Here is a 24,093-nt window from a genome sequence, read left to right on the forward strand (position 1 = left end):
TACCTTATTCCTGTTCTACCAGGTACCTTTCTGTTATGCAGATAACCAAACCATCTCGCAGGCCAGGGGCCATTTCTCAACGTCGCCGTAAAGCAACACCAGAGCAGTACTTCGCGTTTGAAGCACGATCTGGGCGCAAACACGAGTACATCGACGGAGAAATTCGCCTTATGCCTTACACGTCCGAAAATCACGGTCTGATTGTGGCCAACCTGATTGCTTTATTGCACAGTGCGCTCAAGGGAAGTGGTTGCCGCGTATATCCCAGCGACCGAATGCTGTACGTACCCCCAACGGGTAATTATTATTATCCCGACGTGATGGTGGTTTGTGGCGAATCCCTCTTCCACCAATTTAAACCCCGCATGGTCGCCACGCTAAATCCAACCGTGCTGATTGAAGTGCTTTCGGAAAGTACCGGCGAATATGACGAGACGATGAAATGGTACAACTACAAGCAGATCGATACGCTACAACAGTACGTTCGCGTATCGCAGGACCAAGTCCGGCTTGACCTCTACACCCGTGTCGGCACTACCCATGACTGGCTCAACACATTTGCGGAACAGCTCGATCAAACAGTGACGATTGGCAGCTGCGAAATCAGGGTGAGCGAGGTGTACGAACACATTATCACAAACTAGTTGTAGCTCCTGGTTACTACGAAGTCAGACTACGGATTGGCTCCCCTAGCGCTGGCTACATATGTTTAGAACGGCTTTGCGCTTATCTTTGCCCAATTTTAGCCGCTTCATTACCCCTCATGGCCCAATCCCTCAGCGTCCGCCATCTGGTGGGCATCAAAGATCTGACCGAGTCCGACATCAACCTGATCCTCGAAACGGCCGGCCAGTTCAAGGAAGTCATTAACCGTCCGATCAAGAAAGTCCCGTCCCTGCGCGACGTGACGATCGCCAACGTTTTTTTCGAAAACTCGACCCGAACCCGGCTGTCGTTCGAACTGGCCGAAAAGCGGCTCTCGGCCGATGTCGTCAACTTTTCGGCCTCGGGTAGTTCGGTCAAGAAAGGCGAAACCCTGCTCGATACGGTCAACAACATTCTGGCCATGAAAGTCGATATGGTCGTGATGCGCCATAGCAGTCCCGGAGCGCCCCATTACCTGACCAAACACATCAAAGCCAACGTGGTCAACGCCGGCGACGGTACCCACGAACACCCCACCCAGGCCCTGCTCGACTCGTTCTCGATCCGCGAGAAACTCGGCGACGTAGCCGGCAAACGCATCGCCATCATCGGCGACATTACCCACTCGCGGGTTGCCCTGTCGAACATCTTCTGTTTGCAGAAGCAGGGCGCCGACGTTATGGTATGCGGCCCTAAAACGCTGATCCCTAAATACATCGAAAGCCTGGGCGTACGCGTTGGGCATGACGTACGGGCCGCCCTGGCCTGGTGCGACGTGGCCAACGTATTGCGGATTCAGCTGGAGCGGCAGCAGATCAAGTATTTCCCATCCCTGCGCGAGTATTCGCTGTACTACGGAATCTCCAGGCAGATGCTCGACGAACTGGACCGACCCATCGTACTGATGCACCCGGGCCCTATAAACCGGGGGGTCGAACTTACGTCCGACGCAGCCGACTCGCCCCATTCCATTATTCTCGATCAGGTCGAAAATGGCGTAGCGGTACGGATGGCGGTGCTGTATTTACTGGCTCAGTTGTAGGTCTGGCGGTATTTCTTCCTACTTTGTAGCAGCAACCGCGCGACCAGTCAGGTTGCGCGGTTGCTGCTACCCCTCTTTCTACCGTTTCATTCGCCCCCTGCCTATGCGCCCCCCACAACTACCCACTGGCCTACCAACCGTATTATACGTCGTCCTGTTGATGCTGACTTCTCTGGCCGCCCGGGCGCAGGAAGACGTCTACAAACAGTTGCAGGCGGTGGCCATCATCGAACCTAAAGTCATGATGCCCATGCGCGACGGGGTTCGGCTGGCTACGGACATTTACCGCCCCAAAACCGATAAGCCCGTCCCGATTATTTTCTCCAAAACCCCTTACAACTTTAACGGCTGGGGCGACGGCGAGCAGCGGCCGAACTCATACCAGGCCGCTCTCGATGCCGTAAAACATGGCTATGCCTATGTAGTACAGAACGAGCGGGGCAAGTTCTTCTCCGAAGGCGACTGGGATATTCTGGGGCCACCCACCACCGACGGCTACGATGCCTTCGCCTGGATGAGTAAGCAACCCTGGTCGAACGGAAAGATCGGCACGCTGGGCTGCTCGTCAACGGCCGAGTGGCAGATGGCCGTTGCGGCACTGGCCCACCCCGCCCACGCGGCTATGGTGCCGATGGGGTTTGGCGCCGGTGTAGGTCGCGTCGGCCCGTTCATGGAACAGGGCAACTGGTACCGGGGCGGGGCGCAGCAGATGCTGTTCACTACCTGGCTCTACGGCACTCAGACCGATGCGGCCCGGCCAACCTTTCCTAAAACAGCCAGCAGCGATGACCTGGCCCGAGTGTCGCGGTTTTACGACATGGCCCCCGAAATGCCGAAAGTAGACTGGGCACAGGGTCTGAAGCACCTGCCGGTACAGAACATCATCAGCAACGCCAATGGTCAGAAAGGCATCTACGAGAAGATGATTGTTCGGAAACCGAACGACCCGGCCTGGTACACGGGTGGCTTGTACCACGACAACATGCCGTTCAACGTACCGAGCTACTGGTTTGCTTCCTGGTACGATGTCTCGACGGGCCCCAACCTGGCGCTGTTCAACCACGTCCGGAAAAACGCCGTAGACCCTAAAGTCCGCGACGCCCAGTACCTTGTCATTGCCCCTACCCTGCACTGCGCCTATAAACGTGCCACCGCCAACACCATCGTGGGCGAACGAAGCGTAGGCGACGCCCGGCTCGATTACGACGCCCTTACCTACGGCTGGTTCGACTACTGGCTCAAAGGCGAAGCGAACGACGTGCTCAAAACCACCCCCCGCGTCCGGTATTATACCATGGGCTCGAATAAATGGCAGACGTCCGACAGCTGGCCACCCGCCAACGCCACCCCAACGACCTATTACCTGACCAGTGGCGGACGGGCCAATAGTCTATACGGTGATGGCAAACTGACCACGACGCCCCCCGGCAAAAGCGACAAGCCCGACCTCTTCGCCTACGATCCGGCTTATCCGGTGCCCTCGTACGGCGGTAACGTCTGCTGTACCGGCAATGCCGTGCAGGGCGGTGCCTTCGACCAGCACCAGATGGAAACGCGACAGGATATTCTGGTCTATACCACCGAGCCCTTCGCCGACGGTGTCGAGTTGAGCGGCTCCATCGAAACAACGCTCTATGTGGCCTCCGACGCGAAAGACACTGACTTTACTGTAAAACTGATCGACGTATACCCCGATGGGAAAGCGTACAACCTGGACGAAACGATCCTGCGCGCCCGGTACCGCGAGGGTTTCGACAAGGAGGTCATGATGGAGAAAGGAAACGTGTATAAACTCACCCTTAGCCCCATGGCCACGAGTAACTTCTTTGCTCCCGGCCACCGGATACGGGTCGAAGTGTCGAGCAGTAATTTCCCGCGTTTCGATCGCAACATGAACACGGGAGGCAACAACTACGATGAGACCAAAGGAGTTGTGGCCCATAATCAGGTATTCCACTCCGCCCAGTACCCATCGCAGATAAAGCTACCTCTGGTAAAGAAGTAGAGACGCAACCCATTGCGTCTCCTGTCCGGATGGTTTTCGCTGACGCGCGAGTGGTCCGACTACGCGTCCCGGACTACGCGTCCCGGACTACGCGTCCCGGACTACGCGTCCCGGTGCGGACGCGGACGCGGTGACGGAACCCTGTCATATTTATATACCGACGGGCTCGCGGATGCCGAACAAATCGCAGAACCACGCTGTTCTTGGAACATACCCTTTACCGGGACAGAACATGAAAACCAGGACGCCGGTATGGCCGCGTCGCTACATAAACAACAGACGAATGAAAGGCTTTCAGTTTTCCGACTACATACCCCCCGAGCAGAAAGAAGGCTCTAAATTCGATCAGCTCCTCAACATATTCCAGCAACTGCTGCTGTTGACCTCCGGCGACGTTGAGCAGGCTATGTCGTGGATGAGCCAGCTCGACCGCCAATACGGCCTGACCGACGATAAATACGGCATCGGCAATTTCTTCGACGACCTCAAGGAAAAGGGATACCTGACCGAAGAGAACCAGGAAGGCCGGATTGTGATGACGCCCAAAAGTGAGCAAACCATCCGGCGATCGGCGCTCGAAGAAATTTTTGGCAAGCTGAAACGGTCCAAGTCGGGAGGCAATCACAAAACCCCGTTTACCGGCACCGGCGACGAGCTGAGTAGCGACCTGCGGACCTACCAGTTTGGCGACACGCTCGAACAGATCTCGATGACCGAGTCGATCAAAAACGCGCAGATCAACAGTGGCGTTGAGGAGTTTACGCTCATGGAACGCGATCTGGAGGTCACCGAGAAAGAGCAGAAGACCCAGACCTCTACCGTGCTGATGATCGACATTAGCCACTCGATGATTCTGTACGGTGAAGACCGCATCACGCCCGCCAAGAAAGTAGCACTGGCCCTGGTCGAACTGATCAAGATGAAGTATCCGAAAGACACCCTCGACATTGTGGTGTTCGGCAACGACGCCTGGCAGATTCAGGCCAAAGACCTGCCCTACCTGGAGGTTGGTCCCTACCACACCAACACCGTGGCCGGTCTCGAACTATCAATGGACCTGCTGCGTCGGCGGAAGAACAAGAACAAGCAGATTTTTATGATTACCGATGGCAAACCGACCTGTTTGAAGGAAGGCATCAAATATTATAAAAACTCGTTTGGGCTGGATCGGAAGGTGGTGAGCAAAACCCTGACCCTGGCCGCGCAATGCCGTCGGCTGGAGATCCCGATCACCACGTTCATGATTGCCAGCGATCCCTACCTGAAGCAGTTCGTGCAGGAGTTTACGAAAGTGAACAACGGCCGGGCCTACTACAGCGGATTACAGGGGCTGGGCAACATGATGTTCGAAGATTTTCAGCGCAACCGCCGGAAAAACATCAAATAACGGGGATTCGGGATGACCCGTCGGGAGCTTCGCTACGTAGCGTCGGTACGATTTACGATAGCTGCGGGTGCTGATCTGACAACCGTTGACCGCGAATCCGAAACCAGCATCCGTTTAATCGCATGACTAGTTCACCTAAAGTCGGGACGTCCATCCCGACTTTGTTTTTGTTCCTGAGCATGACACTGACGGCTTCGGGTCAGCCGTTACCCGACCGGCTGACGGCCTATCTGCAACAACTACCTGCGTCGGCGCGGGTGAGCGTGGCGGTCGAATCGCTGGCCGACAGTTCGGTTTCGTTTGCGCACCGGGCCGACGAGCGGGTTCCGTCGGCGAGCGTGATTAAGCTACCGATCCTGCTCGAAGCGATGGAGCGCGTCAAAGCGGGTACACTCGATCTGGACGAGATTCACATTTTGACTGACACCGAAAAAGTGGGGGGCGATGGTGTGCTTAAAACCTATTCGCATCGCAGTCGCATTGCCTACCGCGACCTGCTCCGGCTCATGATGGTGTATAGCGACAATACAGCCACCAATATTTTCATTAACGAACTGGGTATGGACGCCATCAACGCCCGCATCCGCGCGGTCGGTCTCCCCAGGAGCCAGCTGAACCGGGTCATGATGGATACCCTGGCCGCCCGGCAGGGGCGCGATAACTACGTAACCTGCCTGGAGATGAACAGGCTGTTGAAGAAAATCTACCACCGGCAGGTAGCCACGCCCGAGCTGTGCGAGCAGATGCTAACCCTGCTGAAGCAGAACGAAGATACCCTTACCATACCCCGGCTGCTGCCACCGGATGTCGTAGTTGCCCATAAAACCGGTACTCTGTCCTACATCCGGGCCGATGTTGGCATCGTATACGCCCATCAGCCGTTTTTGTTATCGATCTTTGTAGAAGGGCTGCCAACGGCCGAAGCCGAGCGGACTATTGCCGAAACGGCCCGGATTTGTTTCACTTACTTCGCCAGGCCATGACGACCTTTGCCGATCGAGCTATTCCGTATTACCACACACTGACTGCCCCGACCAACTTACCTCCTGGCCTCGGGGTTATGAATCCATATCAGGAGCCGGCCGTGCAGGCCATCGTAAGCGAGTTCTACGGCAAATTCTACAACGACACGACCCCGCGGGTGTTTGTGCTCGGCATCAACCCCGGTCGGTTTGGCGCGGGCGTAACGGGTATATCCTTCACCACCCCCCAGAACCTGGATCGGTACTGCGGCATTGCCAACAGCCTGCTCGATACCGGTCCGTCGCGCCGGCCGGAACTATCGAGTCGGTTCATCTATCAGGTTGTCGATGCGTTCGGGGGGGCGGGCGACTTCTACGGCCGGTTTTTCCTGACGTCGCTCTTCCCGCTGGCCCTCACCAAAGACGGGAAAAACTACAATTTCTACGACGACCGCCTGACCACCGATGCCTTGTGGCCCGCCATTACCGAAGCGGTACGAACCCAGACAGGCTTCGGCTACGATCGGCGCGTGGCGGTCTGTCTGGGGCGTAAGAACGAAACCTACCTCCACCGACTCAATGACCAGCAGGGCTTTTTCGACCGGATCGTCACCCTCGACCACCCGCGCTATATTCTTCAATACAAGGCCAAAAGCGTGGCAACGTACCTCGATCGATACATTACCACGCTTCACGATTGTCTGGACGCACAATAACCCGTCTACTTCTTCATTTTGATGGTTGTGGTGTATGTTTTCAGCCCATTCCCATAGTCTTCTTCGGCCGACCTCACTAGGGTAAGCGTACTGTCGGTTCGGGCAACATCATATACTCTGGACTGGAGATTACTGGACAGAGTCAGTTTATTTCCTTCCAGTTTCCAGGTGGAATTTTCTGCAATTCCGATCAGGTCGTATGCATACAATGTACAGGTCGGAGCTTCTTTGATAATAACTCTCTTATTACTGTTAAAAGTAACGGTGGTAGAGGTCAGGCAGGTGATTATATCAGTGCCTGACCCGTCAGACAAAGTATCCAGATAAGCGATCAGGTCAGTTATTTCCTCTCCCGTGTACAGCAGATCAGCGCCGGGCTCGCTCCTTAAGCCAGCGATACGCCAGGTTCCTTCAAGCAGGCTGGGGGTTACCGCGCTATCGGCCTCTTTCCTACAGCTGCCAAACCAGAGCGGCATTGCCAGTAAGAGTGCCCAGGGCAATACCCTGGCTCCAGTCATATTCGTCATATGAGTTGTTTGATAAATGTATGATTCTGACTCAAGTTGAACTCAAGTTGACTATCAGATACCGTTCGACGGGTAGTATACAGTAGAAGTAACGGCCCCAAATCGGTAGTAAGCGGTCATCCCTACCCGAAAAGTATAAACCCCTTTATTGTCTCTTTCTGACTAAAAACCTGTTTCTCATGATCCGTATCCTGCTCGTTTTTCTGCTCGTCAGTTTATCCATCGTTGTGGCCCCAGCCCAGTCTGTCTACCAGCCGTCGGCCGAGAACCTGGCCGCCCGAAAAGCCTTTCAGGACGACAAATTCGGCCTTTTCATTCACTGGGGGGTCTACAGCCTCCTGGCCGATGGCGAATGGATCATGAACCAGCGGCAGATTCCGGCTAAAGACTACGAAAAGCTGCCGACCTTCTTCAACCCGGTCGATTTCAACGCGAAAGAATGGGTCAGCATGGCCAAAAATGCGGGTATGAAGTACATCACCATCACCAGCAAACACCACGATGGTTTTGCGATGTACGACTCAAAGGTGTCAGATTATGATATCGTGGATCGGACGCCCTACAAAAAAGACGTGCTGAAAATGCTGGCCGACGAGTGTCAGGCGCAGGGCATCAAACTCTTCTTTTACCACTCGCACCTCGACTGGCACCACCCCGACTACTACCCACGCGGTCGCACCGGCCAAAAAACCGGCCGACCCGAAAGCGGTGATTTTGAGAAGTACCTCACCTACATGGACACCCAGCTGACCGAACTGCTGACGAATTACGGACCCATCGCCGGCATCTGGTTCGACGGCTGGTGGGATCAGTCGGCCGACGATGCGGGCCACGTAGGAAAAACCGCTCCCGCCAACAAAAACGGCATCGACTGGAAACTGGACCGCACGTATTCGCTTATCCATAAACTCCAGCCGGCCGCCCTGATCGGCAACAACCACCACGTAGCGCCTTTCCCCGGCGAAGATTTTCAGATGTTCGAGAAAGATCTGCCGGGTAGCAAATCGACCGGGTTCAACGAAGCGCAGACCATCGGACAACTCCCGCTCGAAACCTGCGAGACCATGAACGGCTCGTGGGGCTTCAACATCAAAGACAATCGGTACAAGAGTACCAAAGACCTGGTTCATTACCTGGTAAAAGCCGCTGGTCATAACGCCAACTTTTTGCTGAACGTAGGGCCGATGCCCAACGGTAAGGTGCAGCCTGAATTTGTCAAATCGCTGGCCGAAATAGGTCAGTGGATGCAGAAAAACGGCGAAACGATCTACGGCACGCGGGGCGGACCGGTTGAGGCCCGTAACTGGGGCGTTACGACGGCGAAAGGCAACAAAGTCTATGTCCACATCCTCGACTGGGCCGACCGGCAACTAACGCTGCCCGCCCTGCCGGGTAAGGTAAGCGCAGCCCGGCTGTTTGCCGACAAAAGCCCCGTCAAAATCACCCAGTCGGCCGAGGGTGTGGTGCTGACCATGGCGGCTCCGCCAGCGGCCGATATGCTGGATACGATCATTGAACTGGATATGGCGCCGGCTACCGCTAAGAAGTAAGATTTTGGCAGATGCCAAAACTCTGCGTTCTTTGCGTAGCGCTGCACTGGTTGCCTCAGGTTGGTGACCCGCTCGGCTTACTCTGCTCCTATGCTCATCACGACTACGTCAAACATCGAAGGTAAGCACATTACCAAGTACATCGGCCTGGTTAATGGGGAAGCCATTATCGGTGCCAACATTGTCAAAGACTTTTTCGCCAGCATCCGCGATGTGGTTGGCGGTCGGTCAGGCGCCTACGAACAGGGCCTGCGTGAAGCCAAAAGTATTGCCATCAAAGAGATGGTCGACCAGGCTACCCGGCTCGGCGCCACCGCCATCATCGGTGTCGACCTGGACTACGAGACCATCGACGGCTCGATGCTTATGGTCAGCGCCAACGGCACGGCGGTCGTAACGGACTGAGCCCCTCGCCTTGTCCGTATGTATTAATTACTGGCATGATTTTGTTGACAAGGTTGTTCACTCATACGCTATATGAGCCTGTCAAACTTGTCTGTCCTCCATGAAGCACATCTGCACCGCACTTTTTTTCTTTCTGTTCCTTTCTGCCCACTGTCAGCCTGTCATTTATGTCACTGTAGGTGGAGCGGGAGACAAATCTGGCTCTTCGTGGTCAAATGCGTTACCAGATAATCAGCTAAGCACATACCTGGCTACAGCTACAGATCGCAGCGTATTCTGGTTATCTGCTGGCTTGTATAAACCTGGTATATTAACAAACAATACGTTCCTGATTCCATCGGGTGTGCGGGTTTATGGTGGCTTTACCGGTACGGAGGTTAACTTATCGGACCGGGTTCTGACGGTTCCATCCAGCACAACCTTATCCGGCGAAGAAGGCGATCCAAATACATCTGGCGATAACAACCAATACGTTGTCACGTTGGTAACTGCCGATACGACAACCCTGCTGAATGGCTTAACTATCACCAGAGGAAGTTCGGCCGGAATTATCAATCGCCTGAATAGAGATATCGTTAAAAATAGCCAGCCGCGCATTAGTCATTGCTCTATCATTGCCAACCGGGTTGGCATGGTCAACGAAGGACTTAGCCGTTCAGAATGTAGCCCAAATCTGACGGATTGCGTTGTTGAGAACAACCAGGAAGGAGGCTTACAAAACTCCGCTGCCAACCTGGGGGTTTGCCATGTCATACTAGCCAATTGCTCATTTAACGCCAACTCATCTGACTATGGTGGAGCAATTAGTAGTGACGGCTATCAATTTGGTTCCGCTAAAATTACGGCAACAAACTGTCGGTTTACGAATAACTGGAGCCGTTACGGTGGCGGGGCTATCTACGTACGTGGCAACTCGTCTTCAAGCTTGGCCCTGTCAGCCTGTTTATTCACCAGCAATCAATCGACGGGCGACGGAGGTGGTGTGTCATATGCCTTAGATGGATTCGGATCAGGTACAGCTACGATGCTCAATTGCCTGTTTGCCAACAATTCGGCTCGTTACGGCGGCTCGCTATATTATACATCAGGGTCTCGTTCTATAACTCCGTTACTTACGAATTGTACAGTTGCATCTAATCTGGCTACTCTCGAAGGTGGAGCTATCTATGCGCAAAACAATAACAATCCTACGTTAACCAGTTGCATCGTGTGGAATAATTCAGCAGCAGCCTTCCCGGCTATTCGGAGTGAGAACGCTTCTGTACTTGTTAATTACTCAAACATCCAAGGCGGTTTTACAGGAACGGGAAACATTAGTACCGACCCACTCTTCGCCGACACCCCCAGCGGTAATTACCACCTGCTCCAAAATAGTCCATCGATCAATACTGGCGATCCGAACAGTACTACGGCCACCGTTTCAGTCACCGATATAGCTGGGAATCCACGCATAGGCGACAGTCTGATCGACATGGGTGCTTATGAGTTTAAAGGACTCGAAGAATTGTATACGCTCGCGGATGGCAACTGGAATGATCCCTCCGTGTGGTCGCGGAATCGTCTACCAGCGATAGGTGAGCGCGTTCAGCTCCGGCACCACATCACCTTACCTACCGCCTATCAGGCGTGGGCCGGGCAACTGATCTACAACGCCAGAGGTCTGTTAGTTTATTCAAACGGGGCCACTATACGATTAATGCCCTGAAGTCTAATCATTGGTTGAAAAACGTAAAAAAGCGAGGCAGCCTCATGAGGCTGCCTCGCTTTTTTACGTTTGACTTTCGGTTAATACCGGTCGTCGTCATCTTCTTCCTCTTCGTCGTCTTCGCCGAACTTGCTACCGGGGCTGAACATCGACCCGAGCAGGTCTTTGAACGATTGGCCCGTATCCATCGCTTTTTTGCCGACGAGCGAATGCTCGGCGAGTCCGTGCAGGGCAAACTCCATCATGAACAGTTTTTCGGGCTTGCTCAGTCGCGACTGAAACTGATCGACTACATCGTCGAGGCCGTCGATGGTGCGGAGCCGGGCTTCGTAATCGCGGTTGGTCAGGTCGTTGAGGATGTCCATCGTATTGCCATCGCCAAACCAGTCGGTGATCTTTTTGTACGGGTTGCCGCGTTTGTCTTTCTTGGCTTTTTCCGGATTGGGGAAGTACTGCAGAAACTGGTTCCGGATGGCTTTCCCGATCAGGTTCTGGGCCACAATGACGGGACCCTCTACTTCGCCTTCGTAAACGAGTTCGACTTTACCGCAGATAGCTGGCACAACGCCGTACAGATCGGCAATGCGCACGTAGGTATCTTTCTCCCCGTTCAGCAACGCCCGGCGTTCGGCCGCCGACAGCAGGTTTTCGTAGGCCGAGATGGTCATCCGGGCCGACACTCCGCTTTTGGCATCGACATATTCGCTTTCCCGGGCTTCGAGCGCAATCTGCTCGATGAGGTCGGCAATGATGTCGTTGGTTTTGACCATGCCTTTCTGCTCGGTCTTGACCACGGCTTCCTGCATCGTAATTTTCTTCCCGATCTCGATCGATTTCGGATAGTGGGTCACGATCTGGCTGTCGATCCGGTCTTTCAGCGGGGTTACGATGCTGCCCCGGTTCGTATAATCCTCAGGGTTAGCCGTGAAGACGAACTGAATATCGAGGGGCAACCGAAGTTTGAAACCCCGAATCTGGATGTCGCCTTCCTGAAGAATGTTGAAGAGCGAAACCTGAATACGGGCCTGCAGATCGGGTAGTTCGTTGATGACGAATATGCACCGGTGCGACCGCGGAATCAGGCCAAAGTGAATAGTTCGCTCGTCGGAATACGGTAGTTTCAGCGTGGCGGCTTTGATCGGGTCGACATCGCCGATCAGGTCGGCTACCGACACATCGGGCGTAGCCAGTTTTTCCGTGTAGCGATCGTTGCGGTGAAGCCAGGCTATGGGCGTGTCATCCCCCTTCTCCGCAATCAGATCAAGCGCGTAGCGCGACAGTGGCTCGAGCGGATCGTCGTTCAGCTCAGAACCGGCCACGAACGGAATATACTCGTCGAGCAGGTTCACCATCAGGCGGGCAATCCGGGTTTTGGCCTGTCCGCGTAACCCGAGCAGGTTGATGTGGTGCATCGACAGAATAGCCCGTTCAACGTCGGGAATGACGGTGTCTTCGTACCCCCATATTCCTGGAAACACCACTTCTTTATCCTTGATGCGTTGAATCAGGTTATCGCGCAGTTCCTGCTTGATGGATCGGGATTCGTAGCCGGCGGCTTTCAGCTCGCCCAGGGTCGTAATTTTGGTTAAATTAGATGATTTCAGGCTGCGATAGTTCATCGGGAGTTAATGATAATGTAGAATGAATAATGGGAATGTACAGGCCAGATGCGGGAGTCACTCTACATCATTCACTATCTACTAATCCTAACAGGCATTCGAATGAAATGGTTTTTAGACGTCAAAAATGGCTAATTTTACAGACCTTGTGCCAGGCAGGAGCCGCTTTATCGTCTATGAAATCAGCTTTATCCTACGTTATCCTTTCCTGTTTTACCCTCGCGATGGTAGCGGGCTGTCGCGTCCAGAGCAATCCACCGGAGCTTACCGGCCTGACGCCACGCCAGGCTTTTGTAGGCGAAGAAGCGGTGTTGAAGGGATACCAGTTCGGTACTGATCCGGCGGTATTGTTCAGCAACAGCGAAACCTCGCTGGCCGCGTCCATACTCAGCCATGACGACAATACCATTCGGGTCCGGATTCCATTGATCGCGCCAGGCCCCGCCCGGGTGCAGGTACGCACCGACGAAGGAACATCGGACCCGTTGCCTTTCATTGTACAGCAACCATCGCCGAGCGTAGCCACGATAACCCCCGGCAATGGCCTGCCCGGCACCGCCGTTGTCATTGCCGGCAATTACCTGAACCAGCTGATTCGGGTGCGTTTCAACGAAGCGGGGGCTGTCATCAAAGACAGCTCGGCCCAGAAACTGACCGTTACGGTTCCCACCAACGCACCCCGAGGGCCCCTGTCGATCATCATCGAAACCGCCGGTGGGCAAACTACCTTTCCGTTTATCGTAGCGGGCACACCCACCATCACGGCCGTCAGCCCAGTCTCGGTGCGGGCCGGGGGCGACCTGCTTATTCAGGGAACGAACCTGACCGACGGCGTCGTACGGGTGAACGGACTGGCTATTTTCCGGGAACAGACGACCGTTAAAGACACGGAAATACGGGCCAGAATCCCTGACAACGCCACGTCCGGCCCCGTTACGGTTACGGTATTTGACAAGCTTGTAGCGACCAGCCCGCAGCCGGTTCAGGTCGTTCGGCAACCGGTGCTGGCTAACCTGAACAGCCGCGAGGGTATTCAGGGCGATAAGGTCTTGCTCAACGGGTTCAACCTGAGTACCGTGTCGGGCGTGCTGTTCAACACGACCGCGGCCCCCTTCCGGGTAATCAGCGATACGCAGCTTGAGGCAACGGTCCCCGGCCTGCCTGCTCCTACATCGGTAACGGTTACGCTCAGCGGTGTGGGGGGCAATTTTGCCGAAAATAACGCTTTCTTTTTCTATACGATTCCGGGGGCTATTACCGTCAACCCGGCCCGCCAGCTCCGCGAACGGGCCATTACGATTACCGGCCCTAATCTGCATCGTATTCAGGAGGTTCGCGTCAGCGGGCAGCCGGTTCCGATTACAGGCCGGGTAGAAGGATCCGAACTAACGGTCAACGTGCCCAGCAATGCGGTTAGCGGCCCGGTTACCGTAACCAACCGCGCCGGTACCGCCACCACAACCCGGCCACTGGTTGTCGTGCAAAAACCGGTTATAACCGACATTATTCCGAAGGTTGCCCGACCCGGCGAGCGCGTTGTACTGCGGGGCGACTTCCTGCTGAATGCGCAGATTGTCTTTACCGGCACCACCGCCCCGGCCGCCGATGGAGGTCGGAACGAGGACACAGAACGCTGGGTGCTGGTACCGACCGATGCGCAGACCGGCCCACTCCGGATCACCAACGTTACCAACGATCCAACCACGACGGAGTTGTTCACCGTGCTTCGGGTCGTTACCAACGTCGATTTTTCGCCCAAGACGGCTAAAGTTGGCGATGAGCTGGTCATCACGGGTACCAATCTGGCCTCTGTACAGGACGTTCGGTTCAACAACGGAGCGCTGGCGGCCACCCGGTTCACGCTGAGCAACAACACGATCCGGGTAACGGTACCCACCGGTGCCATTACCGGCCAGATCTGCCTCATCAACGGAGCCGGCACCACCTGTACCAGCGCCAACGTTACGATCAGCCGGTAGGTTTTGGGGAGGCTTACACCTTCATCTGCCTAATCTGCCGTACCAGCACCTCGTTGATACGCACGTAGCTTTCGTGGGTCCAGCCCGCTACGTGGGGGGTCAGTACGACCCGCTCCGACTGACAGAGATAATCGAAGGCGGTTTGCTGATCGGGCGTAAGCCGGGCCAGCTTTTCATTTTCGAGTACGTCGAGGCAGGCTCCGCGAACTTTACCCTGTTCCAGCCCCCGAACCAGTGCCGACAGGGAGGTAATCTCGCCCCGGGCAATGTTGATCAGGTAGAACGGCCTGCTCATCTGGCTGATGAAGGAGTCGTTGACCAGCTGGCGCGTATCGGGCGTGAGCGGGATGTGCAGACTCAGCACGTCGGCATCGGTCATGATCTGTTCCAGCGAGGCTTCCCGGGCGTAGGCATCGCCGTAGCTGGTGCGGTATTTATCATAGGCCAGCACCCGGCAGCCGAACCCACTCAGCCGCCGGGCCGTGGCGCTGCCGTTGTTCCCATATCCGATAATGCCGACGGTCAGACTTCCCAGTTCGTAACCCCGGTTTCCTTCCCGGTCCCAGATCCCCTGCCGAACTTCGCGGTCGGCCTTCAGAATATTCGCCAGCAAACCAAGCAGCATCCCAACGGCATGTTCGGCCACGGCGTCGCGGTTACCTTCGCCCGCGTGAAACACCTGAATGCCCCGACGATCGGTTTCGTCGAGATCAATCAGGTCCAGGCCAGCGCCGGCCCGGCCAATGAACCGCAGCCGGGGGGACTGGCTCAGCAGATCGGCATCGACCGTGGTTTTACTGCGGATGATTAACCCGTCGAAAGGGGTGAGGGCGCTGATCAGTTCGGCGCGGGTGATGGTGGGCTGGTAGTCGAACGCAAACCCTGCATCGGTAAGCATCGTAAACAGCGACGGGTGCATCTCGTCGGCAATCAGAATGGAAGGCGTGTTCTGGGACATCCGTAGGCTTTTCGTAACTTGCGAATCAATTTCCTCACGACCCCTGTTTCTTCGGAGATGGCAACGGCTGAAACCGGCTACCTATTCTCGCTCCGCAGCGGACTGAAGAAGGTGATGAGGAATTTTGGCGAAACTAACGAAAGTGCATGGAACAACGCCAATCCGACGAACTGAATGACGGTCGCCCCGAGCCAACGCCCGGCACGCAACCTGTACATACGCCCCAGGATCAGACCGAGTCAGCTACCGCAGCCCGGCAGATTACCATCAGCCAGCCGAACAAAGAAGACCGGCGCGAAAACCGGCCACCCAACCGGGGCAACCGACCCGAGCGCGAAGGTAACCCCAACCAACCCGCAGCGCGGCAGCAGTCTCCCAACGGCCCGCGCCAGAACGGCACCGGTCAGCCCGGCAACCGGCCAGCCAACCGACCCGAGCGCGACCCCGCTTCGGCCGAAGCGACACCCGGTCCGAAACAGGGTGGGCAACCCAACAATCGGCAGGGCGGCCGCGACAACCGCAACGAACCGCGTAACGACCGCGACCGGAACAACGGCGGACGCGAGCGGGAGGCCCCCCTCCGCGAAGCCGACGACCAGGCCGACCGCGATACGGGGCTGGGCGAAGGCGCCGGTCGCTCCCGCGAGGAACGGCTCGTGATCGGTATCAGCCTGGGCGATTATAACGGGATAGGCCCCGAGGTCATTCTGAAGGCACTCCAGTACAACCGGCTCCAGAAGCTCTGCACACCCGTTATCTACGGGTCTATGCGGGTGCTGAATCGCTACCGAAACCTGATCGACCTGAAAGACTGGAATCTCAACGGGACCCAGACCATCGGTCAGATCAGCCACAAACTGACCAACGTGATTACCTGCTGGCCCGACCAGAACCAGGACATTCAGCCCGGGCAGGTAACTCCGGAAGCCGGTCAGGCTGCGCTGGCCTGCCTGCAACGCGCCGTCGATGATCTGAAAGCCGGTAAACTCGACGCCCTGGTTACGGCACCGATCAATAAGTACAATATCCAGTCGGAGGAGTTCAAATTTCCGGGTCATACCGAGTACCTCGCCGAGCAGTTCGGCGTGCAGGACAACCTGATGTTCATGGTCAGTCCAACGCTCCGCGTGGGTGTAGTAACAGGCCATGTGCCGCTGGGCCGGGTTCGGCAAAACGTTACCCGCGATCGTATTGCCCAGAAGTTAACCCTGATGATGCGATCGCTGAAACAGGACTTTGGCATCGACAAACCCAAAATTGCGGTGCTGGGCCTCAATCCCCACGCGGGCGAAGAAGGGCTGCTGGGTAACGAAGAGCAGGATATCATCAAACCCCTGCTGGCCGAATGGCGCAACAAAGGCCAGCTGGTATTTGGCCCCTACCCGGCCGATGGCTTCTTCGGCACCCGTAGCTACACCAAATTTGACGCCGTGCTGGCCATGTACCACGATCAGGGGCTGATTCCGTTCAAAGCCATTGCGTTCGAGGAAGGGGTCAACTTTACGGCGGGTATGCCCGTTGTTCGTACCTCACCCGACCACGGCACCGCTTATGATATTGCCGGCAAGAACCTGGCCGACGAAACCTCCATGCTCCAGGCGATCTATACCGCCATTGACGTAGCCCGCCAACGGAAAGAGTTTCTGGAACTGGAAGCCGGGGCACTCAAATAGCGACACTCATCAGGAACGATATTCGGTCTGCGGTTTTCAGTTTTCGGGAGCCAACACCGGGGTTACACCGTACCGACAATAAACTGACAACCGAATAAACGATACATAGTATGCTTAAATCAATGACCGGCTTCGGCAACGCAACCGTAGAAGCCGGTGGCCTGTCGGTAACGGCAGAAGTCAAGACCCTCAACTCCAAGTTTCTGGACATCTACTGCCGCATACCCCGGCAGTTTTCCGACAAGGAGATCGAACTGCGCGCCCTGCTTACCCAGCAGCTGGAGCGCGGCAAAGTAGAGCTGTCGGTCAACCTGGCCCGTACGAGCGCGGTGCGGCCGGGCGTCACCATCAACCGCCCCCTGGTCCTGGCTTATGTGAGCGATATCAAGGAAACGGCCAACAGTATGCTGATGAGCGTATCGGACAGCGATGTGCTGCAACTGGCGCTGCAACAACCGAACGCCTACCTGACCGAGTCGGCCGACCCCGGCGCCGACGCGTCAGAATATGCCACCGTTCGGGCGGCCGTCGAAGAAGCCGTTCGGCGCTGCAACGAATTCCGGCAGCAGGACGGGGCCGTACTCGAAGGCAAATTTCAGGAGTATATCCAGACCATCAGCGACCGGCTGGCCGACATCGAAGAGCAGGACGTTCGCCGGATTCCGGCCGTGCGCGATCGTATGCGTAACAGTGTCAGCGAGCTGCTCAACAGCGACACCTTCGACCAGAACCGGTTTGAGCAGGAACTGGTCTATTACGTGGAGAAGTTCGACATATCGGAAGAGAAAGTCCGGCTCAAGAACCACCTTGGCTATTTTCTGGAAGTGCTGGCTACGGAAGAAGCCAACGGCAAAAAACTAAACTTCATCTCGCAGGAAATCGGCCGCGAAATCAATACCATCGGCTCCAAAGCCAACGATGCATCCATTCAGCGATTCGTTGTTCAGATGAAAGACGAGCTGGAGAAGATCAAGGAGCAGACCATGAACGTCATCTAGGGCGCTACGATCAGCGTATACCCCGGTTTCATAGCCTCGAACGGAATAATAAGCCCATTGTAGCGAAGCTCGCTGGCGCGGGTCCAGCCGTTGCAGGGGGTGTTATCGACGTATGTCTTCAGCTGTATGACCCCCAGACGACTGGCCCCGCTGTCCAGCCAGAAACGGGTGGTGTCGCCCGTTTCCCGGCTGATGGTCAGCGCATCGTAACTGCTTATGGCATTGGTGGCTGGGTTTACCCGGGCATCGGGCAGGCTCACCCATTGCCCGTTGCGGTAATACCCAATCCCTACATCGGCCGCCGTGGCGGCTGTAATCAGGGGTGCTCCGGCCGCATCGGTCAGAAAAACCTGTACCGGCTGGGGTGAACTCTGGCAGTCGACACTATCGGAACAGGCCGCCAGCAGGGTAGCCCCGCCCAGCAACAGTATTCGGACGAAAAAGGTCATACACGAAAAAGAGGGTACAATCGCAAACAAGATACTTGTTCTGTCGATTAAAATCTACCCGGGCGACATCAAAGAGCCTGGTAATACCAATCACGCCAGCCTGTTGTACCAAACCAGCTGGACTACGAATCGACTTTATGGCTGCTTTATCCCTCCCGTTCTACGAAAACCACGATACATTGACCCTGGCTCAGCGCCTGCTTGGCTGCGAACTGGTCCACGATTCTCCAGCGGGCCGAACAGCGGGTATCATCGTCGAAACGGAAGGCTACCTCACCGGCGATCCGGCCTGTCATGCCTACCGGCGCGCGACCAAACGCAACGCGGCTATGTTCGGCCCGGCCGGTACGCTGTATGTTTATCAGATTTATAACCATTACCACTGCATCAACGTCGTAACCGGGCCCGAAGGGGTGGGCGAAGCCGTACTGATCCGTGCGCTGCAACCCACCGATGGTCTGGCGCTGATGGAAGCCCGCCGGAACGAAGCGTTTACGACCGGGTTTGAACGCTACCGCAACAACACCATCGACGCCAGCACCCCCGAGGGGTTCCGCAACCTCTGCAACGGTCCCGGCAAACTGGTCATTGCCATGGGCATCAGTCGGGCCGATCATAATTTCTCGTCGCTGGTTTCGGGGCCGGTGTCCATACAGGAGCCTGTTCTGACCGATTTCGAGATGATTACAACCACCCGGATCGGCATCAAATTCGGAGCCGACCTACCCTACAGGTATTATATAAAAGGTAACCGCTTTGTAAGCAAAAAATAGGCGTTGTTACGTACATTCGGGAATCGATCACACTTGCTATGTACCACCGACCCGACTTGGCCGGGGTGTAGCTTATCCGTAGTCCCTTCCTGTTATGAACCGTTTATCGATCGCTCTTTTTATCCTGCTGGTAATCGGGAGCAGCCGACCTCTGGTTGCCCAAAACCGAAACGCCAACCTCACAGACGCCGACAAGATTGCCGGCCTTTCGCTGTTCTGGTCAGAAGCCCGGTACAACTTTGCGTACTTCGATAAAACGAAGGTCAACTGGGACAGTGCCTACCGGGCTTTTATTCCGCAGGTGCTATCGACACGAACGACTTATGACTACTACCGAACCCTCGAGCGGTTCTGCGCCTTACTGAACGATGGTCATACCAACGTCTACGCGCCCTGGTCGGTACTAGGCTACTCTACCTACGTTCCGCTGCAGCTGCTTGCCATCGATCAGAAAATATACGTATCGCAGGTGCTGAAAGGTCTGTCAGACAGCGTCCCCATCGGTTCCGAGCTGTTGACCGTGAACGATCAGCCCATACGACAATACCTCGACCAGAAGGTGTTTCCGTATGTCTCCGCATCGACCGAACACCATAAGTGGAACAATGCGCTGTTCAGACTATGGAGCGCGACCAGCGATACGACCACCGTATACCCGATGACGTTCCGAACCCCTGACGGCAAGACCATCCGGTTCGACTCGCGGCTTTTTTCACAGCGGGAGCGCAATCAGTCGCAATGGCTTCGCGGCAATGGCACAAGTCCGGCAAAATCCCAGCTTTCGCGGCTCACCATGCAACCGGGCAACATTGCCCATGTTGAGCTGAACAGCTTTGGCGATAAAAAAGTGATTGACCAGTTTAAAGACATGCTCCCGCAGCTCCGAAGCGCCAAAGGAATCATTCTCGACATACGGCAGAACGGCGGGGGCAATTCGGACATAGGGGCCGAAATTCTGAAGTATTTCACGGCCGAGAAGCGGCTGGTTGGCTCGGCCTGGCGTACCCGCGAGCACCGGGCCGCTTATAAAGCCTGGGGAACCTGGCAGGCAAAATCCCCTTATGATTCGACAAAAGCCAAAACCGATCCATGGTACCGCCGGTCGTATCAGACCTTTACCGGGGATTTCTGGTATGCCGGTGATACCATGACCTACGATAACGACCTCAACGAGCCGAGGTTATCCATGCCCGTTGTGGTACTGGCCGGTAATCAGACGGCGTCGGCCGCTGAAGACCTGCTGGTTATTATCCGTCAGCTGAAGACCACCCGTATCCCCATCCTGGGCGAACCGTCTATGGGCACCACCGGCCAGCCGCTACCGTTCGACCTGCCGGGCGGTGGCAGTGCCCGAATCTGCACCAAACGCGATACCTACGTTAACGGAACCGACTTTGTAGGCGTTGGCGTAAAGCCGGACATCCTGGTGAAGCCAACTGTGCAGAGCCTCATCAGCGGCCGTGATGTGGTACTGGAACGGGCGCTGGCCGTACTGACCTCTTCGCCATCGGCTATCGGAAAGAAATGACGTCGGCAGCTGACGTTGCAGGTGGTGACAGGAACCTATTCGCCCAGGGCCGGCATTTGCTCTTTGTCCAGATGCCGGGCAAACGTATAGCCGGTAATCGAACACTCATGGAAAGCAATAGCCTGGGCCGCTGCTATCTTTAGCGGTTCCATACCATGAGGAAGTATAACAAACAAAGCGGGACAGGAAACGAATCTAACCCGTTTTCTGTCCCGCCCGTCTGGTTGGTTTATGGTCGCAACTTACCGTCTGGTTGTCAACACCGTCTGGCCGCCCGGATAAAGCACATCGGCGTTGTCTTCAGCCGTGATAAATACGTTATCAGGCTTTGTCGTTTCGGTGGTGGTCAGCCGGGCTTTGAGGTTCCTGGAGGCTGGTCGTATCTGGCCCAGCTTTTTGGCGGCATCCCGACCCGATTCCATCCAGACGACGTAGGTATCCCGGGGCGGGTCGAGCCGCTTTGGCTCGGCCAGGTTTCGCACGTTTACGTCGACGACGAAGTTCTTGTTTTTATCTTTCTTCACCCTGACCTCTCCGGTAGCCGCCGGCACAATCTGGGATGGTACAAAGTTCATTTTCGGCGTGCACGAACTGATCGCGACAAGCAGGAAAAGTACGGAGGCAATAACGTTGATCGTTTTCATAACGGAATACTGGTTAACTAGAAATCTAACCAATAGTATTGTAGAGATGTTTTCCGTCCTGTCCTATACCCGCCGGCTACGCGGCACCCTGCTGGCTGGCTTTTGTCTGCTGAGTCTGCAGAACACGGGTTTCGGCGCCCGCGTCGACACGATCGATGTGCCCAGCGCCCGCATGAACCGTACGCTACGGGCCGCCGTCGTTTTACCCGACCGCTACGTGAGGGCAAAACGACGCGACAGGCAACCCTTTCCGGTCCTGTATCTGCTCCACGGCGGCACCGGTAGTTTTCGCGACTGGCTCACCAAAACGCCCGACCCAACCCTGCTGCACCGCTTGGCGGATCAGTATAACCTCATCATAGTTACGCCCGACGGCGACCCAACCAGCTATTATTTTGATAGTCCGCTGGTTAAATCCAGCCAGTTCGAGACGTTTATTTCGGCCGAGCTGATCGAAAAAATCGATGCTACCTACCGCACCATCCGTGACCGGAAAGGCCGGGTTATTGCGGGTCTGTCGATGGGAGGGCACGGTGCTATGTTCATCGCCAGCCGTCATCCCGACCTGTATGCCGCTGCGGGCAGCATGAGTGGTGTCATGGATATCAACACCGCCACCTGGAAGGTGGCGCCCGACTTTGCCAAATCCCGCGCGGCTAATTTTGCTACGCTGCTGGGCCCGCCAGCGGCCGGTAACTCGCCGTACCCGGGCTATACGATGGTTACGCTGGCCGACCGGCTTAAGGCCAATAACCTTCCACTGATCTTCGATATTGGCGTCGATGATTTCCTGATCGAAACAAATCGGGAACTTCACCGGCTGCTGCTGGCCAATCAGACGCCCCACGAGTATATCGAGCGCCCGGGGGCCCACACCTGGCCGTACTGGCAGTACGCACTCCCCTATCAGGTTCTGTTTTTCAGCCAGATTCTCAAGGCCAATCAGGCCGCTACTCCTTAACCAAACCTATGAAAATCAGCTCTTTGTTTCTCTGCCTGGCGGCCCTAACCCTATTGACCAAACCCGGAGCAGGCCAGTCGTCTGTCGTCCCCATAACAGGTGGCCGGATTAGCGGAACCACGAACGCCAAAGGCGATGTGCGTATCTACAGAGGCATTCCTTTTGCGGCCCCGCCCGTTGGAAACCTCCGCTGGAAAGCTCCTCAGCCGGTTGTCCCCTGGTCGGGTGTTCGAGCCTGCAACGCCTTCGGACCAAGTCCCATGCAGGGCTCTCCGGCCCCGTTCAGCATGTGGAGCGCTGAATTTCTGATTCCGAAAGAACCCATCAGCGAGGACTGCCTGTATCTGAACATCTGGACAGCGGCCCGATCGGCCACCGAAAAACGGCCGGTCCTGGTCTGGATCTATGGCGGGGGCTTCAACAGCGGAGGGAGTGCCGTACCCATCTACGACGGGGAATCAACGGCTCAGAAAGGGATCGTGTTGGTTAGCATCAACTACCGCGTTGGGGCATTCGGGTTCATGGCTCACCCCGAACTGACCCGCGAGTCGGGAACAAACGCTTCGGGTAACTACGGCCTGCTCGACCAGATTGCGGCTTTGCAGTGGGTCAGACAGAACATTGCCGCGTTTGGCGGAGACCCGGCCAACGTGACCATTGCCGGCCAGTCGGCCGGGTCGATGAGCGTCAGCTGCCTGGTGGCGTCGCCCCTGGCCAAAAACCTCTTCAATAAAGCCATTGCCCAGAGCGGAGCCGGTGTCGGACGGCCCTATGCTTCCCTGAAAACGGCGGAAGAAACGGGGGTGAAAATTATGCAGACGCTGGGCGCTGCGTCGCTGGCGGAGCTGCGGGCTACCCCGGCGGACGAGATTCAGCAAAAGGCGCAGGGGGTACGCGGCCCTATCATCGACGGCTACGTACTGCCCGCATCGGTCACCGAGCTCGTTACAGCCGGCCGTCAGGCCAACATAAGCCTGCTGACGGGCTGGAACGAAGACGAAGGCCTGCTCCCCGGCCCCATCAAACCCGCCGTCGAGTTCCGTAAACAAACCGAACAACGGTACGGCCCCGACGCCACAACGCTCCTCCAGTACTACCCCGCCGGCACCGATGCCGAAGCCGATCAGTCGCAGCGAAACCTGGGGCGTGATCTGACCTTCGGAATTCAGAACTACAGCTGGGCCATGCTGGAGGGCGGGCAGGGCAAAACCGTATACGTATACCGGTTTCGGCGGAAACTGCCGGCTACGGGCCAGTATGCCAGTTACGGTGCGTTTCATACCGGCGAGGTGGCCTATGCCTACGACAACCTCCGGTTCATCGATCACCAGCTGCGACCGCTGAACGCTACCGATGCCGACCTGGCCCGCATTATGGCTACCTACTGGGCCAACTTCATCAAGACCGGCAATCCCAACGGTCAGGGCTTACCCCAGTGGCCGGCTTTCTCGCCGACCGGCAAACAGACCATGATTCTGGACATGCCGGCAAAAGCCCAGCCGCTACCCGATGCCGCTGCCCTCGACTTTCTGTCCGGGCTGGTCGGCCGGCAACCTTAAGTCTCAAT

General features: G+C 56.2%; 21 protein-coding genes. 16 read left to right on the forward strand and 5 right to left on the reverse strand.

The features are described from left to right. Positions 1-35 precede the first annotated feature (35 nt). The 6 genes from B1C80_RS11205 to B1C80_RS11230 all read left to right on the forward strand — a co-directional run bounded on the left by B1C80_RS11205 (position 36) and on the right by B1C80_RS11230 (position 6,757). Complete coding sequence (locus B1C80_RS11205; protein ID WP_077921189.1) at positions 36-644, forward strand: Uma2 family endonuclease; 609 nt, start codon at positions 36-38, stop codon at positions 642-644. A 119-nt stretch (positions 645-763) separates the two neighbouring features. Next, complete coding sequence (locus tag B1C80_RS11210) at positions 764-1,687, forward strand: aspartate carbamoyltransferase catalytic subunit (RefSeq protein WP_077921190.1); 924 nt, start codon at positions 764-766, stop codon at positions 1,685-1,687. 160 nt (positions 1,688-1,847) lie between these two features. Next, a complete protein-coding gene (locus B1C80_RS11215; protein ID WP_236648723.1) occupies positions 1,848-3,692 on the forward strand; it encodes a CocE/NonD family hydrolase in 1,845 nt (614 codons plus the stop codon). Positions 3,693-3,975: 283 nt separating this feature from the next. Next, positions 3,976-5,079, forward strand: coding sequence for a VWA domain-containing protein (locus B1C80_RS11220; RefSeq protein ID WP_077921192.1), 1,104 nt, complete (start codon positions 3,976-3,978; stop codon positions 5,077-5,079). A gap of 122 nt (positions 5,080-5,201) precedes the next feature. Next, the gene (locus B1C80_RS11225; protein ID WP_077921193.1) at positions 5,202-6,062 is read left to right on the forward strand and encodes a serine hydrolase; all 861 of its coding nucleotides are present in this window, start codon (positions 5,202-5,204) and stop codon (positions 6,060-6,062) included. After that, on the forward strand, positions 6,059-6,757 hold the full coding sequence (locus tag B1C80_RS11230) for a uracil-DNA glycosylase family protein (protein WP_077921194.1): 699 nt from the start codon (positions 6,059-6,061) through the stop codon (positions 6,755-6,757). Before B1C80_RS11225 ends, B1C80_RS11230 begins: the two co-directional genes overlap by 4 nt. A gap of 5 nt (positions 6,758-6,762) precedes the next feature. Here the strand turns inward: B1C80_RS11230 and B1C80_RS11235 are convergent, their stop codons facing one another. Next, positions 6,763-7,284 (reverse strand): lipocalin family protein, encoded by a 522-nt coding sequence (locus B1C80_RS11235; protein WP_077921195.1) that lies wholly within the window; start codon positions 7,282-7,284, stop codon positions 6,763-6,765. Positions 7,285-7,463: 179 nt separating this feature from the next. Here B1C80_RS11235 and B1C80_RS11240 point away from each other — a divergent pair, with 179 nt between their 5' ends. From B1C80_RS11240 to B1C80_RS28105, 3 genes are all read left to right on the forward strand, one after another. After that, positions 7,464-8,834, forward strand: a complete 1,371-nt coding sequence (locus B1C80_RS11240) for an alpha-L-fucosidase (RefSeq protein ID WP_236648725.1) — start codon at positions 7,464-7,466, stop codon at positions 8,832-8,834. 90 nt (positions 8,835-8,924) lie between these two features. Continuing rightward, positions 8,925-9,239, forward strand: a complete 315-nt coding sequence (locus tag B1C80_RS11245) for a YbjQ family protein (RefSeq protein ID WP_077921196.1) — start codon at positions 8,925-8,927, stop codon at positions 9,237-9,239. Positions 9,240-9,339: 100 nt separating this feature from the next. Next, positions 9,340-10,944 (forward strand): choice-of-anchor Q domain-containing protein, encoded by a 1,605-nt coding sequence (locus tag B1C80_RS28105; RefSeq protein ID WP_139361642.1) that lies wholly within the window; start codon positions 9,340-9,342, stop codon positions 10,942-10,944. An 80-nt stretch (positions 10,945-11,024) separates the two neighbouring features. Here B1C80_RS28105 and B1C80_RS11255 read toward each other — a convergent pair whose 3' ends face one another. Then, positions 11,025-12,563, reverse strand: a complete 1,539-nt coding sequence (locus B1C80_RS11255) for a magnesium chelatase (RefSeq protein WP_077921198.1) — start codon at positions 12,561-12,563, stop codon at positions 11,025-11,027. Positions 12,564-12,739: 176 nt separating this feature from the next. Here B1C80_RS11255 and B1C80_RS11260 point away from each other — a divergent pair, with 176 nt between their 5' ends. Next, positions 12,740-14,542 (forward strand): IPT/TIG domain-containing protein, encoded by a 1,803-nt coding sequence (locus tag B1C80_RS11260; RefSeq protein ID WP_077921199.1) that lies wholly within the window; start codon positions 12,740-12,742, stop codon positions 14,540-14,542. A gap of 13 nt (positions 14,543-14,555) precedes the next feature. Here B1C80_RS11260 and B1C80_RS11265 read toward each other — a convergent pair whose 3' ends face one another. Then, positions 14,556-15,500 carry a 2-hydroxyacid dehydrogenase gene (locus tag B1C80_RS11265; protein ID WP_077921200.1) on the reverse strand — a complete coding sequence of 315 codons (945 nt, stop codon included), beginning with the start codon at positions 15,498-15,500 and terminating at the stop codon, positions 14,556-14,558. A gap of 146 nt (positions 15,501-15,646) precedes the next feature. On the opposite strand from B1C80_RS11265, the gene pdxA reads away from it, so the two are divergent. Both pdxA and B1C80_RS11275 read left to right on the forward strand, forming a co-directional pair. Continuing rightward, on the forward strand, positions 15,647-17,173 hold the full coding sequence (gene pdxA / locus B1C80_RS11270) for a 4-hydroxythreonine-4-phosphate dehydrogenase PdxA (RefSeq protein WP_077921201.1): 1,527 nt from the start codon (positions 15,647-15,649) through the stop codon (positions 17,171-17,173). A 110-nt stretch (positions 17,174-17,283) separates the two neighbouring features. Beyond that, on the forward strand, positions 17,284-18,171 hold the full coding sequence (locus tag B1C80_RS11275) for a YicC/YloC family endoribonuclease (protein WP_077921202.1): 888 nt from the start codon (positions 17,284-17,286) through the stop codon (positions 18,169-18,171). On the opposite strand, the gene B1C80_RS11280 is transcribed toward B1C80_RS11275, so the two are convergent. Continuing rightward, on the reverse strand, positions 18,168-18,620 hold the full coding sequence (locus B1C80_RS11280; protein WP_077921203.1) for a hypothetical protein: 453 nt from the start codon (positions 18,618-18,620) through the stop codon (positions 18,168-18,170). The two genes, B1C80_RS11275 and B1C80_RS11280, sit on opposite strands and share 4 nt — an antisense overlap. A gap of 137 nt (positions 18,621-18,757) precedes the next feature. On the opposite strand from B1C80_RS11280, the gene B1C80_RS11285 reads away from it, so the two are divergent. Both B1C80_RS11285 and B1C80_RS11290 read left to right on the forward strand, forming a co-directional pair. Beyond that, positions 18,758-19,393, forward strand: a complete 636-nt coding sequence (locus B1C80_RS11285; protein WP_077921204.1) for a DNA-3-methyladenine glycosylase — start codon at positions 18,758-18,760, stop codon at positions 19,391-19,393. Positions 19,394-19,487: 94 nt separating this feature from the next. Continuing rightward, a complete protein-coding gene (locus B1C80_RS11290) occupies positions 19,488-20,921 on the forward strand; it encodes a S41 family peptidase (protein WP_077921205.1) in 1,434 nt (477 codons plus the stop codon). A 242-nt stretch (positions 20,922-21,163) separates the two neighbouring features. Here B1C80_RS11290 and B1C80_RS11295 read toward each other — a convergent pair whose 3' ends face one another. Further along, positions 21,164-21,565 carry a hypothetical protein gene (locus B1C80_RS11295; protein ID WP_077921206.1) on the reverse strand — a complete coding sequence of 134 codons (402 nt, stop codon included), beginning with the start codon at positions 21,563-21,565 and terminating at the stop codon, positions 21,164-21,166. A gap of 46 nt (positions 21,566-21,611) precedes the next feature. Here B1C80_RS11295 and B1C80_RS11300 point away from each other — a divergent pair, with 46 nt between their 5' ends. Both B1C80_RS11300 and B1C80_RS11305 read left to right on the forward strand, forming a co-directional pair. After that, the gene (locus tag B1C80_RS11300; RefSeq protein WP_077921207.1) at positions 21,612-22,526 is read left to right on the forward strand and encodes an alpha/beta hydrolase family protein; all 915 of its coding nucleotides are present in this window, start codon (positions 21,612-21,614) and stop codon (positions 22,524-22,526) included. 8 nt (positions 22,527-22,534) lie between these two features. Then, entirely contained in the window at positions 22,535-24,085 is a 1,551-nt protein-coding gene (locus B1C80_RS11305; protein WP_077921208.1) for a carboxylesterase/lipase family protein, read from the forward strand. Positions 24,086-24,093 lie beyond the last annotated feature (8 nt).

The organism is Spirosoma sp. 209, assembly GCF_002006735.1.
In the GTDB taxonomy this organism is placed as follows: domain Bacteria; phylum Bacteroidota; class Bacteroidia; order Cytophagales; family Spirosomataceae; genus Spirosoma; species Spirosoma sordidisoli.